The following is a 16,777-nucleotide window of genomic DNA, read 5'->3' on the forward strand; positions in this document are numbered from 1 at the left end:
CGCCACAACAATCAGCCACCCCCACCCACCAGGGGCGCGGGGAACTGCGCAACAAACCACGACGCACCCGCACCCACCCACCCCCCTCCACCCAGACGCACCCCATAAGGGGCGCGAGGAACTGCGCAAACCCGGGCGCCCCCAAAACCCACCGGCCAGGAAGGACGCCAAAGGCGTCACTTCCCGGCCGGGAACCACAACCGCAGGGAACCCTAACGACGAGCCACCACAACCCCCCGCCGATAAAGAACCCCACCCCCGATCAACAGAGCGAAACTCGCAGCAGCCGCCCCAATCACGCCCCCATCCACCCCGGTCTCCGCCAACGAGGCCCCCACCACAGGCGACTGATGAACCCCCGCCCGAACACCCCCGGGAGGAACCATCCGCGTCCCAGAAGTAACCGGCCCCGGCGGAACAGCCCGTACAACCGGCGGAGCCTCCCGCGGAACAACCCCCACGACCGGCGTCGTCCCAGGACCCTCCACACCGGGCTCACCGGGCACCGCCACACCGGGCGGCGCCACCTCAGGCCCCGGCACACCCCCACCGCACCGATTACCGAACACCGGATTGAGCAACGCCACGACATTCACGGTGTTGCCGCACGCGTTCACCGGCGCGTCCACCGGCGCCCCGAGCAGATTGCCGGAGAGGAACCCGGGCGACCCCTCGGCCCGCCCCTGGGCCGAACTCCCCTGACTCACATGGCGAGTTGGCGAGGCATGCCGAGCGGGGGTGGTATGCGTGGCGGGCCCTGCATAGGGACCGGACTCGGCACGAGGCACGACCCGCTCGGGAACCGGAGCGGCGTGTCTCGCCGGAGCCGCCCGCTGAACGGGGACGGGCGCGGGGGTCGGCGCGGGCGCGGGCGCCGCCTCAGGCGCCGGTACCGCACGCGGCGCCTGCGCCCGGTGGGGCGCCGGAGCCCCGCCATTCGAACAGCCGTTGCCGAACGAGGGGTTCAGCGCGGACGCGCCGTTCGCCGTGTTGCCGCAGACATTCACCGGCACCTCGATCGGCGCCGACACACTGTTGCCCGACAGCACACCGGGCGAACCGACCGCCGCGCTGTCCGCGTCGGCGGCGAAGGCGTGACCGCCCGGCAGGGACAGGATGCTCGTGGCCGCGGCGGCGGTGAGCATCCCCTTGCTGAGAGCCTGTCGCATCTAGGGGTCTTCCTGCTCGGAGTTGGAATCGCCGGCCCCGGCACCGTCACGGACGGGCCAAGGCCGGCGGGTGGCGCAGCCAGACAAGCTGGTGCGCTACGTCAGCCGTTGTGGCACTTGTTGCCGAAGGCCGGGTTCAGCAGCCCGATCACGTTCACGGTGTTGCCGCAGACGTTGACGGGCACGTGGACGGGAATCTGGATGACGTTGCCGGACAGGACGCCCGGCGACCCCACGGCCGCACCCTCGGCGCCGGCGTCCGCCATCGCGGGAGCGGCGGCACCCATGGCCATGAACAGACCGGCGACGACGGCCGCCGACTTCTTGAGCTTCACGGAATATCCCTTCTGAGCAGTCACGGCAATGTGTCGGCGATAAAGCCGAGCGGACACGGCATGAAGGGCCCGCACCGTGATCTGCGAACTGTCAACGACCACGAACAGCGGAGGAAACCAAACCCGCTGTTCCTTTTTTGCATTCACCCGAACAACCGGAAAAATGTAAGGCCCAGCGCCAAGAACCGAAACTTATGGGACGGAGCACGCGGGCCGCCCGCGCTCGGAGTTGCGGGCGGCCCGGGTACGTGAAACCGGTCGGACTGGATCAGTGGTTGCCGGCGCCGTTGCCCGAGAGCACCGGGATGTTGCTGAGGATGTGCGACAGCGGCTCGTCGCCCTTGGCCTGCGTGGAGTTCTCGGTGCACTGCTGGTTCTGCGGGTTGGACAGGACGTTGATGTCCTGGACCGTGATCGGCACGACGCCGACCAGCGAACCCAGGTTGGCCTTGACCGGCACACCGAGGCAGAGCTTGTTGAGCGAACCCTGCACGGCACCGAACTGCGGGCTCATGTCGCCGTGCGTGGCGGAGTTGCCGTACAGGGAGTGCGCACCGTTGCCGCTGACCGAGGTCGTGCCACCGTCGTCGCCGATCGCCAGCGCCGAGGGGGCGGCGGCGGCCGAGATACCGACCACGGAGACAGCGACACCAGCCGCGGCCATAACCTTCTTGAACATTTCCAGTGTTCCTTTTCTGCAGAACAAGTTACTGGCCCTCTGCACAACTACGCCCCGTCGGTTTGGTTGCGGAGCTTCACCCGGTCGGCCCGCGTCATCCGCTTGGCGCAGAGGGATCCGTTGACCACAGCGCCGGAAAAACCGCGCGCCCCTTCTCAGGTCGGCCGCCGGAATCCGATGATCCGTCCGGCCGACCACGACTCAGCGAAATTCGCCCCGGCCATCGGGGACGACTCTGCCGTCATCGGCAGTGGAAGGATTCCGTGAAGCGCGTGATCATCAAGAACGGCAAGCCGGGCAGTAGCGGACCGCACGGCGCGTGGACGGATCGCGAGCTGCGGCTCGTGGACCGACTCGCCACCGTGCACGAGGAGTTGGACACGCTCAACAAGGAGCGCGCCGCCCTCATCGCCTATGTCTCGCGCCTCCACGCCGGCTGTGTCACGGCCCCCGATCCGGGAGGCTGGCGCGTCGTGCACGTCGACACCGCCGCCGGGAAACTGTCCTGGCGGATCGCGCCGGAGGAAGCGGATCTGATCGGCGACACCGAGCCCCGCCCGGTGGCCGTCGGCGCGCGGAGCCGGTACCGGGACACCGTGACCCGGCTGTCGTTCCTGCATCTGCACCGGCGCCCGAACCGCCCGGCGCGCCACGTGTAGGTCGCGCCCCTGGCGCCCCCGGCGCCCCCGTACACACCGTTCACGCACCCGTCCGCTCCCCTGTCACCCCCGCTGTGTACGCCATCGGAGTGAAGCGCAGCAACCATGCCCGCCCGCCGAAGTTGGGCAGTGCGCTCCGGGACGGGCAGAGAGCCACGGGACGGGGCTTCTCAGAAGGGAAAACTCGTGATCAAGAAGGCTATGGCCGCCGCGGCCATCTCCGCTTCCGTCATCGGAGCCACGGCGGCGGCTGCCGCTCCGGCGCTGGCCATCGGCAACGACGGCGGCACCACCTCGCTGAGCGGGAACGGCGCCACGCAGGTCTACGGCAACTCCGCCACGCACGGCGACATGAGCCCGCAGTTCGCGCTGATCCAGGGCTCGCTCAACAAGCCCTGCATCGGCCTGCCGGCCAAGGCCAACCTGGGTTCGCTGGTCGGCGTCGTGCCGATCACCGTGCAGGACGTCAACGTCCTGTCCAACCCGCAGAACCAGCAGTGCACCGAGAACTCCACGCAGGCCAAGGGCGACGAGCCCCTGTCGCACCTGCTCAGCAACATCCCGGTCCTCTCGGGCAACGGCGTCGCCAACCACTGATCCCGGCTCCGCTGATCCCGGCTCCACGCGAACGGGCCGCCGTGACCACCACGGCGGCCCGTTCCATGCCCGCCGCCGAAATCCGGATCACCGAACCAACCACCCGGTCCCCTGGTCGCCCGGTCACCGGGGCCAGATCTCCCGGGTGACGAGCTTGTCCCACTCCGGGTCGGGCCGACCAGGCACCGTACGGCCCGCTCGGTGCCACGCCTCCACGAGCGAGGTGTAGACCGGCTCGGGCGCCCGGTGGCCGGGTGCCCTGCGGCTCACCGGGATGAATCCCTGTCTCTTCCAGCCACCCTTAGTTGCCGTCATGTTCCCTCGCCGTCAGTGGACGTGCCCGTCGCCGGGTCCAACGCCCGGACGCGGTACCTGTCATGGGCTGCGCCCCCACTGCGCCGGGAGCGCTCCGCCAAACGGGTCATCTGGCGCAACCCCCGGGTCGAACACGCAGTTGATCATCACGCAGCTCCGTCCCCGGAGCCCGCTTTCGAAAGGGAACACACATGAAGAAGCTCTGGGCAGCCGCGGCTGTCGCCGCCTCCGTCGCCGGTGTCGCGGCGGCGTCGGCCCCCCAGGCCCTGGCCATCGGTGACGAGACCGGCACGACCTCGCTCAGCGGCAACGGCGCCTCGCAGGTGTACGGCAACTCCGCCACCCACGGCGACATGAGCCCGCAGTTCGCGCTGATCCAGGGCTCGCTGAACAAGCCCTGCATCGGCCTGCCGGCCAAGGTCAACGCGGGCTCGCTGGTCGGCCTGGTGCCGATCACGGTCCAGGACATCAACGTCCTGTCCAACCCGCAGAACCAGCAGTGCACCGAGAACTCGACGCAGGCCAAGGGCGACGAGCCGCTGTCGCACATCCTCAGCAACATCCCGGTCCTCTCGGGCAACGGCGCCGGCAACCACTGACCGCCGCCTCGCAAGGGGGTCGACCGTCGTGCCGGTCGGCCCCCTTCGTGCTGCCCGGAGCCTCCCGCACCGGGACCCCGCCGCGCCGTCACCCGAAGATGCGTTAATAAGGCGTAAGGATCAGCCAGGGAAACCGGGGGCCATGTGACCGGCAAGGACATACCCGAGGACTACCTCGACGGGTACGCGCGTCTGCTCGGTGAGGTCGCGGCGACCGGGCGCCGGCTCACCCGTGAGGAGTTGCAGGAGCGGCGCGCCCTGGGCGAGCAGGCCGCGGAGGCCGGGGTGCGGATGCGTCCGCTGATCACCGCGCATCTCGCCGCGACCCGCGCGCACTGGCCCACCGGTCCCACGATGCGCTCCGGCGTCGCCGTGGACCGGGTGCTCGCGGCCGTCGAACAGGCCGTCGACGCGGTCGCCGAGGGGTACGAGCGGGCGCAGCGGATCGCGGTGCGCCAGGAGGAGGCGGCGCGCCGGGAGTTCATCGACGACCTGCTGCACGGCCGCAGCGACCTCGGCCGGCTGTCGGCCCGCGCGGAGCGGTTCGGGCTGCGGTTCTCCACGGCGCACGCGGTCGCCGTCGCGGAGGGCACGATCGGGTACGAGGAGGGCGACTCGGTGCCCCGGCAGGTCGAGCAGGCGCTCATCGCCCGGTTCGGCGACCGGAGCACACTGCTGACCACCAAAGACGGGCGCATGGTGTGCGTCGCGCCGGGCGACCAGCACGACGTCCTCAACTACTTCGCCAAGCAGGCGTACGCGGCGACCGGCGGGTCCCGGGTCGGTATCGGGCGGCCACGGCCCGGCGTCGGCGGGGTGACGCACTCGTACGAGGAAGCGCTCAACACGCTCGATCTGGCCACGCGGCTCGCCTTCGACGGGCCCGTGCTGCGCGCCGCCGATCTGCTGGTGTTCCCTGTCCTGTCGCGGGACCGGCAGGCGATGGCCGACCTCGTGCACCACACGCTGGGGCCGCTGGAGCAGGCGCGTGGGGGCGCGGTGCCGCTGCTCGACACGCTCTCCGCGTACTTCGACTCGGGCTGTGTCGCCGCCGAGGCCGCCCGGCGGCTGTCGCTGAGCGTGCGGGCGCTGACCTACCGCCTGGCACGCATCCACCGGCTGACCGGAGCCGATCCGTCCGATCCGGTGCAGCGGTACACCTTGCAGACCGCGGTGATCGGGGCGCGGCTCCTCGACTGGCCCGCGCGGGCGACGGCTCCCTGATCAACTCCCTGGCCGATTCCCTGACATCTCCACCGGGAACTTCTACAGTACTGTAGAAGTTAGCTGAGACCGGAAGTTATGACGAGCCCCGTCGACATCATCGGAGTACGCATGGCCCTGTGGGATCGCATCAAGGAATCCGCATCAACGATGCAGACCCAGCTCACGGCGAAGAAGAACGACCTCAAGAGCGGCGCGTTCCGTGACGCCAGCATGGCGATGTGCGCGCTGGTCGCCGCCGCCGACGGGCACATCGACCCGGCCGAGCGGCAGCGCGTCGCCCAGCTCATCGGCACCAACGAGGTTCTCCAGAACTTCCCCGCCGACGACCTCCGGCGCCGCTTCGAGGAGAACCTGGACAAGCTCACCGCCGACTTCGACTTCGGCAAGGTGAGCGTCCTCCAGGAGATCGCCAAGGCCAAGAAGAAGCCCGCCGAGGCGCGGGCCGTCATCCAGATCGGCATCGTCATCGGCGGCGCCGACGGCGACTTCGACAAGACGGAACAGGCCGTGGTGCGTGAGGCGTGCTTCACGCTGGATCTGCCGCCGCACGAGTTCGATCTGTAGATCCGCCCCGATCCGCAGGTACGCCGTGCGCGGTGAGCGGCCGGTGCGAGGTTTCCGCCTCGCACCGGCCGCGTTCTGCTGCGTAGGCAGGGTTTTTCAGAGCGCGGTGGCGGCCTTGAGGACGAGGAAGAGGGTCACGGTGGCGTTCGCGGAGGACAGTGCCGAGCCCGCCGCGCCCATCGCCGCCGTCCACACCGCGAGACCGACCACCGTCGACGCGGGCGGCCAGGTGCGGTCGGCGGGCGCGGGGCCGAGCAGCGCGGCGACGCGGCGGGGTACGGGTCCCGGCGCCGCGAAACCGGTCAGCACCGGCAAAGGCGTACCCCGCGAGACCAGGGCGGCGCGGCCTATCGCACGGGCCACCGCCCTGCGGTCGCCGAGCGCGCGGGCGGCCTCCTCGTCGGCCCAGCGCTCCGCCGTGTACGCGACGGCGCCCTGAAGGGGCCGTAGCAGCGGGTTGGCGCGGGCGGCGAGCCGTACCGCGAGCAGGAAGCGGTGGTGGCGGCCCGCGAGATGGGCCCGCTCGTGCGCCAGCAGGGCGCCGCGCTCGCGGGCGTCCAGCGAGTCGAGCATGCCGGTGGAGACGACGACGCGGCCCCGGGGAGCGCCGGGGAGGGCGTACGCGTACGGGTCGGGGTCGGGGACGACGGCGACGTCGGACGCAGCGTCGGGGCCGGGCAGGCCGGTGAGGGCGCGGTGGGCGGCGCGGTGCACGGCGCGGTGGCGACGGAGGGTCGCGGCGCAGGCCACGGCGACCGCGCCGAGTACGAGGATCCCCGCGCGGCCCGCCACCTCGTCGTACGGCACCGCCGCCCTGACCTCCGGATCGGACCAGGCGTCGGGCAGCGGATTGCCGGGCAGTTGCGCCGTACCGACCACCACGAGCAGGACCAGGCACAGGGTGCTGCACAGGGCGAGGACCACGGCGAGCGCGGTCAGGAGCCGGGTGGCGAGGCGGGGGTGGAGATGCTGTTCGGCGAGGCGGGCCACCGGCATCGCGGTGAGCGGGAAGAGCAGCGGCAGAAAGACGAAGACCCCCATGGCCCGGTCCTCAGTCGCCTTCGGGCCCGTCGGGGCCTTCGGGGCGCTCCAGGAGGTCCCTGAGCAGTTGTTCGTCGTCGGGCGACAGCGCCGTCACGAACCGGGCGAGCACCGCCTCGCGGTCGGACTCGCCGTCCAGGACGCGGCGCATGCGCAGGGCGGCGAGGCCCGCCTCGTCGGACGCGGCCTGCCAGGCGAAGGAGCGTCCCGCGCGTGCGCGCGTGACGGCGCCTTTGTCGTACAGCCGGGTCAGGATGGTGATCACGGTGGTGTACGCGAGGTCGTCGCCCAGCGCCTCCTGGACCCAGCCCGCGTTGACCGGCCCGGGTGCCCGCCGCAGCGCGCCGAGGACCTGGGCCTCCAGCTCGCCCTGCCCGCGCCGCCGCGCGCGCCCCGCGCCGTCGGTGATGTCCGTCATCCGCGGCCCCACCTCCCCTCGCCCCGCCCCTGTGGCCGATGCCCCATGCTACGGCGCGCCCCGGCGCCCGCGCGGGGGTGCCGGTGAGCGCTTTCCGGAGGGACACTGGGGCGTATGGAATTCGCCGTGTTCGCCACGTTGCCCGGACTCGTCATCCTCCTCACGGCCATCGCCGTGATCGACCAACTGCTGTTGCGGGCCGGACGCGCGGGTGTGCTGCCGTGGCGCAACAGCGCGCGCGTGGGGCAGGTGTCGGCGACCGGGTTCGAGCAGTTGCACGGCGCGCTGTCCCCGGGCAAGCAGCACGAGCTCAAGGAGCGGCAGTCGGCGCTGATCATGCGGGACGACGAGGAGGACGGCGCCCCGCCGCACCGCACCCGGGTGGATCTGGACGGCGGGGTGGCCGTGATACGGATGCCGGCGGCCGAGGAGCCGGGGGCGCGCGACGTTCGCTGACGTACGCGCGCGTGGTCCTCAGTGCGGGCGCGTGGCCTTGAGTGAGTACATGAGGGGGATGCGGGGGCGGTCGGCGGGGAAGGCGTAGCGCCCGTCGCCGCTGGGTTCCAGGGCGCCGAACCGCTCGAACAGGGTGAAGTCGTGCTCATGCAGGAAGTCGAGGCGCAGCCCGGCCGCGGCGAGCGCGGAGACGACCTCGCCGATCGGGTGCTGCCACTCGACGCTGCGGTTGTGGACGGTGGGCGCGTCGAAGTCCGTGTACGAGCCCGGGGTCTCGTCGACCCAGGCGTCGCGCGCGAAGTAGTCGTGGACGACGCGGGACCCGGTGGAGTCGTCGAGGACGTCGCAGAGCGGGTGGAACTCGGCGAGGTAGAGGAAGCCGCCGGGCGCGACGAGCGAGGCGGCGGTCTCGGCCCAGCGCCGGATGTCGGGCAGCCAGCACAGGGCGCCGACACCCGTGTACACGATGTCGTAGGAGGGATCGGGCACGGCGTCGGCGGCGTCGTACACGTCGGCGGCGACGAACGTGGCCCGGTCCTGGCCGATTCCGAGGCCGGCGGCGAGTTCGCGGGCGGCGTCGACGGCGGGTTCGGAGAAGTCGAGGCCGACGACGCGGGCGGCGCCGTGCCGGGCCCAGGACAGGGTGTCGAGTCCGATGTGGCACTGGAGGTGGAGCAGGGACCGGCCGGTGACGTCGCCGACCTCGGCGGTCTCGAAGGCGCGGAGGGAGTCCTGTCCGGCGCGGAAGGCGTCGAGGTCGTAGTAGTCACTGGCGACATGGAGGGGGACCCGCTCATCCCAGCGTCTCCGGTTGGCGTCGCGCCAGTCGTCGGGGGTCGGGGAGTACATCCTCGGAAGTTATCCACAGGCTGGGGACCTCGCCAGCGAATTGTCGCCGGGTGCGTGCACTATGGGGCCATGACTGAGAGCAAGGGGTCCGTGGGCGGGGACAGCGCGATGCCGGACTGGGAGAAGCGCTTCCGGGCGCCCAGGGTGTCGCTGCCGGACTGGGCGGAGGACGCACCGCACCGGTCGCTGTTCGTGTCGAACGCGACGGGGACGTATGAGCTGTACGCGTGGGACCGCACCACCGGGGAGCAGCGGCGGGTGACCGACCGGGCGAACGGGACGACGGACGGCACGCTGTCGCCGGACGGCGCGTGGATCTGGTGGTTCGACGACAAGGACGGCGACGAGTTCGGCGTGTGGCGCCGCCACCCCTTCGAGGGGTACGAGGAGGGGGACGCGCCCGAAGGTGGCGACGCGGCGGCGGTGCCGGGCCTCGACGCCTCCTACCCGGCAGGGCTGGCGATCGGGCGGGACGGAAGCCTCGCGGTGGTCGGGCGCTCCACCGACGAGGACGGCTCGACCATCCATGTCGTGCGGGGCGCGGGCGACCCGGTGGAGGTGTACCGGCACCGGGAGTCGGCGGGCGTGGGCGACCTCTCGCGGGACGGCTCGCTGATCGCGATCGAGCACACGGAGCACGGCGACGCGATGCACTCGGCGCTGCGCGTGATCAGGCCGGACGGCTCCCGGGTCGCCGACCTCGACGACACCGAGGGGGGTACGGAGGAGCTGGGCCTGGAGGTCCTGGGCTTCGCCCCGGTCGACGGCGACACCCGGCTGCTCGTCGGGCATCAGCGGCGGGGGCGCTGGGAGCCGATGGTGTGGGACGTGGTGTCGGGCGAGCAGCGGGATCTCGCGCTCGATCTGCCGGGCGATGTGTCGGCGGAGTGGTATCCGGACGGTTCGGCGCTGCTGATCGTGCACAGCTTCGAGGCGCGCAGCGACATGTGGAAGTTCGACTTCGCGTCGGGCGCGCTGACCCGGATCGGGACGCCTCTGGGTTCGGTGTCCGGGGCGACGGCCCGGCCGGACGGCTCGGTCGAGTATCTGTGGTCGTCGGCCGCCGAGCCGCCGGTCGTGCGGTCGACGGCGGGCGGCGTGGTCCTCGACCCGCCGGGGATGCGGGCGCCCGGTTCGGTGCCGGTGGAGGACGTATGGGTGGAAGGACCTGGAGGCCGCATCCACGCCCTGGTGCAGAAGCCGGCGGGCACGAGCGGTCCGCTCCCCACCGTCTTCGACATCCACGGCGGACCGACCTGGCACGACAGCGACTCGTTCGCGGCGGGCCCGGCGGCCTGGGTCGATCACGGGTATGCGGTGGTGCGGGTCAACTACCGGGGCTCGACGGGGTACGGCAGGGAGTGGACCGACGCCCTCAAGCACCGGGTCGGGCTGATCGAGCTGGAAGACATCGCGGCGGTACGGGAGTGGGCGGTGACCTCCGGTCTGGCGGACCCGGAGCGGCTGGTCCTCACGGGCGGCTCGTGGGGCGGCTATCTCACCCTCCTCGGCCTGGGCACCCAGCCGGACGCCTGGGCGGTGGGCATCGCGGCGGTCCCGGTCGCGGACTACGTGACGGCGTACCACGACGAGATGGAAGCCCTCAAGGCCATGGACCGCACCCTCCTGGGCGGCACCCCGGAAGAGGTCCCCGACCGCTTCGAGGCGTCGTCCCCGCTGACGTATGTGGACGCGGTCAAGGCCCCCGTCTACATCTCGGCGGGCGTCAACGACCCCCGCTGCCCCATCCAACAGGTCGAGAACTACGTGGCCCGCCTGGCCAAGCGGGACGCCCCGCACGAGGTCTACCGCTACGACGCGGGCCACGGCTCCTTGGTGGTGGACGAACGGATCAAGCAGGTCAGGCTGGAACTGGACTTCTTGAAGCGGAATGTGCCACCGGCGGTTTAGCGGCCCCACGACGGAGGGGCTGTCGCCCCTCCCCTCCCACCCAACACGGTGACCGGTGTCGTCCACAGCGGCTCGCCGCCGTGGCTTGTCGCGCAGTTCCCCGCGCCCCCTGCGGGGCCTGACCGGTGACCTCCACAGCGGCGCGCCGCCGTGGTCGGTCGCGCAGTTCCCCGCGCCCCTTATCCGGGGAAGCTTGGCCCGTCGACCACAGCGCGCCCCGTCCGTGGCTTGTCGCGCAGTTCCCCGCGCCCCTTATCCGGGGAGGCTGAGCCCGGCGGCCACAGCGCGCGCGGTCCGGCGTAGGGGGTGGAGGGGCGCAGCCCCTCCTCTTGAGACCGCCGCGACGGTGCGCAACCACCGTCAGGCTGACCGGCGGTGCCGAACCGGGGGACCTCGGGGGCGGGGTCAGGGGGCGGAGCCCCCGTGACCCCTCCGGTCGGCCCCCGGAGGGACCCCGTACCGTGGGGGTCGTGTACCGGTTCCTCCTGACCCCCCGCTGGTGGGGAATCAACGTCTTCGTCGTGCTGGCCATCCCCTTCTGCGTGTTCATGGGGTCCTGGCAGTTGAGCCGGTTCGAGGACCGGGTCAAGGACCACCGGTCCGAGACGGAGCAGTCCGCCGAGAACAAGACCGCGGCGGCGAGACCGCTGGCGTCCCTGCTCCCCGTGGACAAGGAGACGTCGGGCAAGCGCGCGCGGGCCACCGGGCGGTACGGCGAGCAACTGCTCGTCCCGGACCGGGAACTCGACGGCAAGCGCGGCTTCTACGTGGTGTCCATGCTCCGTACCGATGACGGCAAGGCATTGCCCGTCGTGCGGGGGTGGCTGCCCGGTGACGTCGATCCGGACCGGGTCCCCGCCGCGCCGACCGGCCAGGTCACCGTCACCGGGGCGCTCCAGGCGTCCGAAAGCCCGGGTTCCGGTACGGCCGGGGGGCTGCCCAAGGGGCAGCTCGGCATGATCAGCGCGGCATCGCTGGTGAACCTCGTGCCGTACGACGTGTACGACGCGTGGGTCACCGTCGACCGCGCGGACGGCGCGATGAAGCCGGTGCCCGCGGCGGCGCCGCAGGGTACGGGCCTGGATCTGAAGGCGTTCCAGAACCTGGGCTACACCGGCGAGTGGTTCGTCTTCGCGGGGTTCGTGGTGTTCATGTGGTTCCGGCTGCTGCGCCGCGAGGCGGAGTTCGCCCGCGACGCCGCCCTGGGCCTCGCCCCCGAAACCGCCCCCGTGAGCTACGACGACGCGGGCAAGGCCCCCGTGTAGTACACGGTTCCCGCGCACGCGTTGGGGATCGTCGTCCCGGTCGACGGGCCGCCCGGTTCCGCCGTGTGGGAGACCGTCACGCTGCCGTCGGCCGTCCCTCCGTCGGCGCGGTACAGCTGGGTCGACGTGCCCTGGTCCCCGGTGGCGCCCCCGGCCCCACCGGCGGCCCCGGCCGAGCCGCCCTCCGACGGTGACGGATCCGGTGAGGGACCGCCCGTACTGCCGCCGCCCGGCGGACAGCTCGCGGACGGCACCCAGGCGAAGCGCACCTCGTACGAGGAACCGGGCTGGAGCAGGACCGGGGCCGCCGCGGCCGAAGGGGCGGGCAGTCCGGTGGCCGGGTCGCCCGCGGTGTGTGTCGCCGTGGTGATCTTGCCCTGGTCGGCCGCGCCCGAGACCGCGGTGCTCACGGAGCCGCCGCCCTGGACGGTGCAGACGCCGCCGGAGACGTTGGTGACCCGGAACGTGCCGTACACCTTGCCCTCGGCGTCCGGGGTGCCGGCGAGCGAGGTGGCGTTGCCGAGTTCCGCGGTGCCGCAGGCGGGTGCGGTGGTCGCCGTCGTACCGGACGGGTTGCCGGTGCCGGCGGTCGTGCCCGAGCCCTTCCCCGTATCGCCCGGCTTGTCCTTCTTCTCGCCCTTGCCCGCGGAGCTGGCCCTGTCGGACGGGTCGTCCGTGTCCTTCCGGTCGCTGTCGGTGCCCTTGCCCCGCCCCGTACCGCCCTGGGTCTCCTCACCGTGTCCGGCGATGGACGTGCGGTCGTCGCCGGAGCCGCCGGTCTGGGAGACATGGACCAGTGCGGGGATGGCGGTGCCGATCAGCAGCGCGGCGGCTGCGGCCCCGACGAGGGCCTGCCGCTTACGGGCGCGCCGCGCGGGGACCGCCCGGCGCAGCTGGTCGAGCGAGCCGTCGACCGGCTCGATGTTCTGCACGGCGTGCTGCATCAGCCTGCGCAGCGCCAGCTCGTCGGAGCCCAGGTCGAACGCGCCGGTGTCGACCGTGTTGGCGTCCACCGCGTCCCGATCGACCGCGTCGGTGTCGGGACCGTCGGACGGGCGGCCGGTGTCGTCGGGCGAGCGATCGGGGCCGTCGTTCACAGTTCCGTTCCCAGCGCTCTGCTCGTTCTCGTACCACTCGTGCTTGCTCATACCGGCGCCCCCATGGCGACGCGCAGGGCGGCTATGCCGCGAGAGCCGTATGCCTTCACCGAGCCCAGGGAGATGCCGAGGGTCTCGGCGACCTGGGATTCGGTCATGTCCGCGAAGTACCGCAGGACCAGGACCTCGCGCTGGCGCCGCTGGAGTCCGCGCATCGCCTTGATGAGGGCGTCGCGCTCCAACTGGTCGTACGCGCCCTCCTCGGCGCTCGCCATGTCCGGCATCGGCTTGGACAGCAGCTTCAGCCCGAGGATGCGGCGGCGCAGCGCGGACCGGGAGAGGTTCACCACGGTCTGCCGGAGGTACGCGAGGGTCTTGTCGGGGTCACGGACCCGTTTGCGCGCGGAGTGCACGCGGATGAACGCCTCCTGGACGACGTCCTCGCAGGACGCCGTGTCGTCCAGGAGCAGCGCGGCCAGACCGAGGAGCGACCGGTAGTGCGCGCGGTAGGTCTCGGTGAGGTGGTCGACCGTGGTGCCCTCGGCCACCGCGTCGGCGGCCGGCGCGTCACCGGCGCGCTGCGACGGGACGCGCGTGGACCGGGCCGCCGGGATCGGCGCGATCACGGGCATACCGCCGAGCGGTGCGCCGGACCTGCGGGGACGGCGGGCCGGGCGCAGAGCCGCGCCCCGCACCTGGACCACTGGGAAGTCGAGTACCTCTGCCACGCCTGTTGGACACGCGTCCCCCCGGCAGGGTTGTACGCGCCGTCGTGCGTCTTGTACGCGACAGACGTCACACTCCCGCCGCGTGGCACCCCTGACGTCACGTCACATGCCCACATGCGTACCAGCTCTTCCCTTATGCCCCGTTGTGTCCCGCGCCACGCCCCGGAAGGCGACCGCAAAGACGCTCCCCGCCAGGTGCGCGGTTGCACACGACGGGGAGGAATTCTCGGCCGCCGGAACGGCCACGACGGCCAGGACGGTCCGGTTCACATGACACGGCCCCCAGCCGCCCCATGGAACTCACAGAGATCCTACAAATGAATCCGCTGAATACCAGAGGGAGTCCGGCTATCGGACGCGCGAAACGCCGTTTCTCCTGTGACCCGGCACTCCACCCGTCCTCAATCCCCGCTCAGCGCCCGCCCGAGCCGGAGCCCGACCCCGACCCCCTGGCCAGCTCCGCCGCGACCAGCTCCGCGATCTGCGCGGTGTTCAGCGCGGCGCCCTTGCGCAGGTTGTCGCCGCAGACGAAGAGTTCCAGGGCGGTCGGGTCGTCGAGGGAGCGGCGTACGCGGCCGACCCAGGTGGGATCGGTGCCGACGACATCGGCCGGGGTGGGGAACTCGCCGGCGGCCGGGTTGTCGAAGAGGACGACCCCGGGCGCCGTGGCGAGGATCTCCCGGGCGCGGTCGACCGTGACCTCACTCTCGAAGCGGGCGTGCACGGTCAGCGCGTGCGTGGTGACGACGGGCACCCGGACGCAGGTCGCGGTGACCCGCAGCTCCGGCAGCCCGAGGATCTTGCGGGACTCGTCCCGTACCTTCATCTCCTCGGACGACCAGCCGTCCTCGCGCAGCGTTCCGGCCCACGGCACGACGTTCAGCGCGACGGGCTCAGGGAAGGGTCCGGTGCGGTCGCCGACGGCGCGGCGTACGTCGCCGGGCGAGGTGCCCAGCTCCGTACCGGCGACGAGGTTGATCTGTTCGCGCAGCGTGTCGACGCCCGCGCGGCCCGCGCCGCTCACCGCCTGGTACGAGGAGACGATCAGCTCGCGCAGACCGAATTCGGCGTGCAGTGCGCCGATCGCGACGATCATCGACAGGGTGGTGCAGTTCGGGTTGGCGACGATGCCGCGCGGCCGGACGCGGGCGGCGTGCGGATTGACCTCGGGCACCACCAGCGGCACGTCCGGGTCCATCCGGAAGGCGCCGGAGTTGTCCACGACGATCACGCCCTTGGCGGCGGCGATGGGCGCCCACCGCGCGGCGATGTCGTCGGGTACGTCGAACATCGCGAGGTCGACGCCGTCGAAGGCTTCCTCGCTGAGCGCGACCACCTCGGTCTCCGCACCGCGCACGGTCAGCTTGCGGCCGGCCGAGCGCGGTGACGCGACGAGTCGGATCTCGCCCCAGATGTCCGCGTGCTGGGACAGGATCTGGAGCATGACCGTGCCGACGGCCCCGGTCGCTCCCACGACCGCGAGCGTCGGTCGCCCGGTCATCGCCCGGTGCCCCCGTACACCACGGCCTCGTCCGAGTCGGAGTCGAGGCCGAACGCGGTGTGGACGGCGCGCACGGCTTCCTTGACGTCGTCGGCGCGGGTGACCACTGAGATACGGATCTCGGAGGTCGAGATGAGTTCGATGTTGACGCCCGCGTCGCTCAGCGCCTCGAAGAAGGTCGCCGTCACGCCCGGGTTCGTCTTCATACCGGCGCCGACGAGGGAGATCTTGGCGATCTGGTCGTCGTAGCGCAGGGACTCGTAGCCGGAGGCGGACTTGGTGCGCTCCAGGGCGTCGATGGCCTTGCGGCCCTCGGCCTTCGGGAGCGTGAAGGAGATGTCCGTGAGCCCGGTCGACGCGGCCGACACGTTCTGCACGACCATGTCGATGTTGACCGCGGCATCGGCGATGGCGCGGAAGATCGAGGCGGCCTCGCCGGGCTTGTCCGGGACGCCTACGACGGTGATCTTCGCCTCGGAGGTGTCGTGCGCGACACCCGAGATGATGGCCTGCTCCACCTTCTGGTCCCCTTGCCTGGCGTGTTCGCTGCTGCTGACCCAGGTGCCCTGGAGTCCCGAGAAGGACGACCGGACATGGATCGGGATGTCGTACCGGCGTGCGTACTCCACACAGCGGTGGAGGAGCACCTTGGAGCCGGAGCTGGCCAGCTCCAGCATGTCCTCGAAGGAGATCCACTCGATCTTCCGGGCCTTCTTGACGACCCGGGGGTCGGCGGTGAAGACGCCGTCCACGTCGGTGTAGATCTCGCAGACCTCCGCTTCCAGCGCGGCGGCGAGCGCGACGGCCGTGGTGTCACTGCCGCCCCGGCCGAGCGTGGTGATGTCCTTCTTGTCCTGGGACACACCCTGGAACCCGGCGACGATGGCGATGTTGCCCTCGTCGAGCGCGGTACGGATACGGCCCGGCGTGACATCGATGATGCGCGCCTTGTTGTGGACCGAGTCGGTGATGACGCCCGCCTGGCTGCCCGTGAAGGACTGGGCCTCGTGGCCGAGGTTTTTGATCGCCATCGCCAGCAGGGCCATGGAGATCCGCTCCCCGGCGGTCAGCAGCATGTCGAACTCGCGCCCGGCCGGCATCGGGGACACCTGCCCGGCGAGATCGATCAGCTCGTCCGTCGTGTCGCCCATCGCGGAGACCACGACAACCACCTGGTTGCCGTTCTTCTTGGCTTCCACGATCCGCTTGGCGACGCGCTTGATGCCCTCGGCATCGGCTACGGAGGAGCCTCCGTACTTCTGCACGACAAGGCCCACGTGCGCTCCTCGCTCATTCCGTCTCGGTCCGCACCACTGCGGTCGGCTCAGTTTAACGAGCGGCCGGTCACGGCCCGGTATGTATCACAT

At 71.4% G+C, this 16,777-nt stretch carries 19 protein-coding genes; 8 read left to right on the forward strand and 11 right to left on the reverse strand.

What is annotated here, in order from left to right:
• Positions 1–212: 212 nt before the first annotated feature.
• From ACIQNU_RS15760 to ACIQNU_RS15770, 3 genes are all read right to left on the reverse strand, one after another.
• Positions 213–1,169: a chaplin gene (locus ACIQNU_RS15760; protein ID WP_401366172.1), complete on the reverse strand. Its 957-nt coding sequence runs from the start codon at positions 1,167–1,169 to the stop codon at positions 213–215.
• 101 nt (positions 1,170–1,270) lie between these two features.
• The gene (locus ACIQNU_RS15765) at positions 1,271–1,462 is read right to left on the reverse strand and encodes a chaplin (protein ID WP_401366421.1); all 192 of its coding nucleotides are present in this window, start codon (positions 1,460–1,462) and stop codon (positions 1,271–1,273) included.
• 310 nt (positions 1,463–1,772) lie between these two features.
• Complete coding sequence (locus ACIQNU_RS15770; RefSeq protein ID WP_401366174.1) at positions 1,773–2,183, reverse strand: rodlin; 411 nt, start codon at positions 2,181–2,183, stop codon at positions 1,773–1,775.
• A 263-nt stretch (positions 2,184–2,446) separates the two neighbouring features.
• On the opposite strand from ACIQNU_RS15770, the gene ACIQNU_RS15775 reads away from it, so the two are divergent.
• Positions 2,447–2,842: a hypothetical protein gene (locus ACIQNU_RS15775; protein WP_401366176.1), complete on the forward strand. Its 396-nt coding sequence runs from the start codon at positions 2,447–2,449 to the stop codon at positions 2,840–2,842.
• Positions 2,843–3,028: 186 nt separating this feature from the next.
• Positions 3,029–3,439 (forward strand): rodlin, encoded by a 411-nt coding sequence (locus ACIQNU_RS15780; protein ID WP_401366178.1) that lies wholly within the window; start codon positions 3,029–3,031, stop codon positions 3,437–3,439.
• 123 nt (positions 3,440–3,562) lie between these two features.
• Here ACIQNU_RS15780 and ACIQNU_RS15785 read toward each other — a convergent pair whose 3' ends face one another.
• Positions 3,563–3,709 carry a hypothetical protein gene (locus ACIQNU_RS15785; RefSeq protein WP_401366180.1) on the reverse strand — a complete coding sequence of 49 codons (147 nt, stop codon included), beginning with the start codon at positions 3,707–3,709 and terminating at the stop codon, positions 3,563–3,565.
• Between the two features lie 236 nt (positions 3,710–3,945).
• Here ACIQNU_RS15785 and ACIQNU_RS15790 point away from each other — a divergent pair, with 236 nt between their 5' ends.
• From ACIQNU_RS15790 to ACIQNU_RS15800, 3 genes are all read left to right on the forward strand, one after another.
• Positions 3,946–4,353 (forward strand): rodlin, encoded by a 408-nt coding sequence (locus ACIQNU_RS15790; RefSeq protein WP_401366182.1) that lies wholly within the window; start codon positions 3,946–3,948, stop codon positions 4,351–4,353.
• Between the two features lie 144 nt (positions 4,354–4,497).
• Positions 4,498–5,577, forward strand: coding sequence for a PucR family transcriptional regulator (locus ACIQNU_RS15795; RefSeq protein ID WP_401366184.1), 1,080 nt, complete (start codon positions 4,498–4,500; stop codon positions 5,575–5,577).
• A gap of 111 nt (positions 5,578–5,688) precedes the next feature.
• Entirely contained in the window at positions 5,689–6,144 is a 456-nt protein-coding gene (locus tag ACIQNU_RS15800) for a tellurite resistance TerB family protein (RefSeq protein ID WP_401366423.1), read from the forward strand.
• A gap of 96 nt (positions 6,145–6,240) precedes the next feature.
• Here ACIQNU_RS15800 and ACIQNU_RS15805 read toward each other — a convergent pair whose 3' ends face one another.
• Together ACIQNU_RS15805 and ACIQNU_RS15810 are read right to left on the reverse strand one after the other, a co-directional pair.
• On the reverse strand, positions 6,241–7,185 hold the full coding sequence (locus ACIQNU_RS15805) for a M56 family metallopeptidase (protein ID WP_401366186.1): 945 nt from the start codon (positions 7,183–7,185) through the stop codon (positions 6,241–6,243).
• 10 nt (positions 7,186–7,195) lie between these two features.
• A complete protein-coding gene (locus tag ACIQNU_RS15810; RefSeq protein WP_401366188.1) occupies positions 7,196–7,603 on the reverse strand; it encodes a BlaI/MecI/CopY family transcriptional regulator in 408 nt (135 codons plus the stop codon).
• Positions 7,604–7,717: 114 nt separating this feature from the next.
• On the opposite strand from ACIQNU_RS15810, the gene ACIQNU_RS15815 reads away from it, so the two are divergent.
• A complete protein-coding gene (locus ACIQNU_RS15815) occupies positions 7,718–8,059 on the forward strand; it encodes a DUF6191 domain-containing protein (protein ID WP_401366190.1) in 342 nt (113 codons plus the stop codon).
• Between the two features lie 18 nt (positions 8,060–8,077).
• On the opposite strand, the gene ACIQNU_RS15820 is transcribed toward ACIQNU_RS15815, so the two are convergent.
• Complete coding sequence (locus ACIQNU_RS15820) at positions 8,078–8,908, reverse strand: class I SAM-dependent methyltransferase (RefSeq protein ID WP_401366192.1); 831 nt, start codon at positions 8,906–8,908, stop codon at positions 8,078–8,080.
• Positions 8,909–8,977: 69 nt separating this feature from the next.
• Here ACIQNU_RS15820 and ACIQNU_RS15825 point away from each other — a divergent pair, with 69 nt between their 5' ends.
• Positions 8,978–10,819 (forward strand): prolyl oligopeptidase family serine peptidase, encoded by a 1,842-nt coding sequence (locus ACIQNU_RS15825; RefSeq protein ID WP_401366194.1) that lies wholly within the window; start codon positions 8,978–8,980, stop codon positions 10,817–10,819.
• A 470-nt stretch (positions 10,820–11,289) separates the two neighbouring features.
• A complete protein-coding gene (locus tag ACIQNU_RS15830) occupies positions 11,290–12,084 on the forward strand; it encodes an SURF1 family protein (protein ID WP_401366196.1) in 795 nt (264 codons plus the stop codon).
• Here the strand turns inward: ACIQNU_RS15830 and ACIQNU_RS15835 are convergent.
• The 4 genes from ACIQNU_RS15835 to ACIQNU_RS15850 form a co-directional block, all read right to left on the reverse strand.
• Positions 12,054–13,232: a hypothetical protein gene (locus tag ACIQNU_RS15835; protein WP_401366198.1), complete on the reverse strand. Its 1,179-nt coding sequence runs from the start codon at positions 13,230–13,232 to the stop codon at positions 12,054–12,056. The two genes, ACIQNU_RS15830 and ACIQNU_RS15835, sit on opposite strands and share 31 nt — an antisense overlap.
• Positions 13,229–13,909 (reverse strand): SigE family RNA polymerase sigma factor, encoded by a 681-nt coding sequence (locus ACIQNU_RS15840; RefSeq protein WP_401366200.1) that lies wholly within the window; start codon positions 13,907–13,909, stop codon positions 13,229–13,231. The genes ACIQNU_RS15835 and ACIQNU_RS15840 overlap by 4 nt, the downstream gene beginning before the upstream one ends.
• A gap of 412 nt (positions 13,910–14,321) precedes the next feature.
• On the reverse strand, positions 14,322–15,410 hold the full coding sequence (locus tag ACIQNU_RS15845; RefSeq protein WP_401366202.1) for an aspartate-semialdehyde dehydrogenase: 1,089 nt from the start codon (positions 15,408–15,410) through the stop codon (positions 14,322–14,324).
• Positions 15,407–16,687, reverse strand: coding sequence for an aspartate kinase (locus ACIQNU_RS15850; protein ID WP_401366204.1), 1,281 nt, complete (start codon positions 16,685–16,687; stop codon positions 15,407–15,409). Before ACIQNU_RS15850 ends, ACIQNU_RS15845 begins: the two co-directional genes overlap by 4 nt.
• Positions 16,688–16,777 lie beyond the last annotated feature (90 nt).

Origin of the sequence: Streptomyces sp. NPDC091292 (assembly GCF_044757265.1) — a bacterium.
GTDB lineage: Bacteria > Actinomycetota > Actinomycetes > Streptomycetales > Streptomycetaceae > Streptomyces.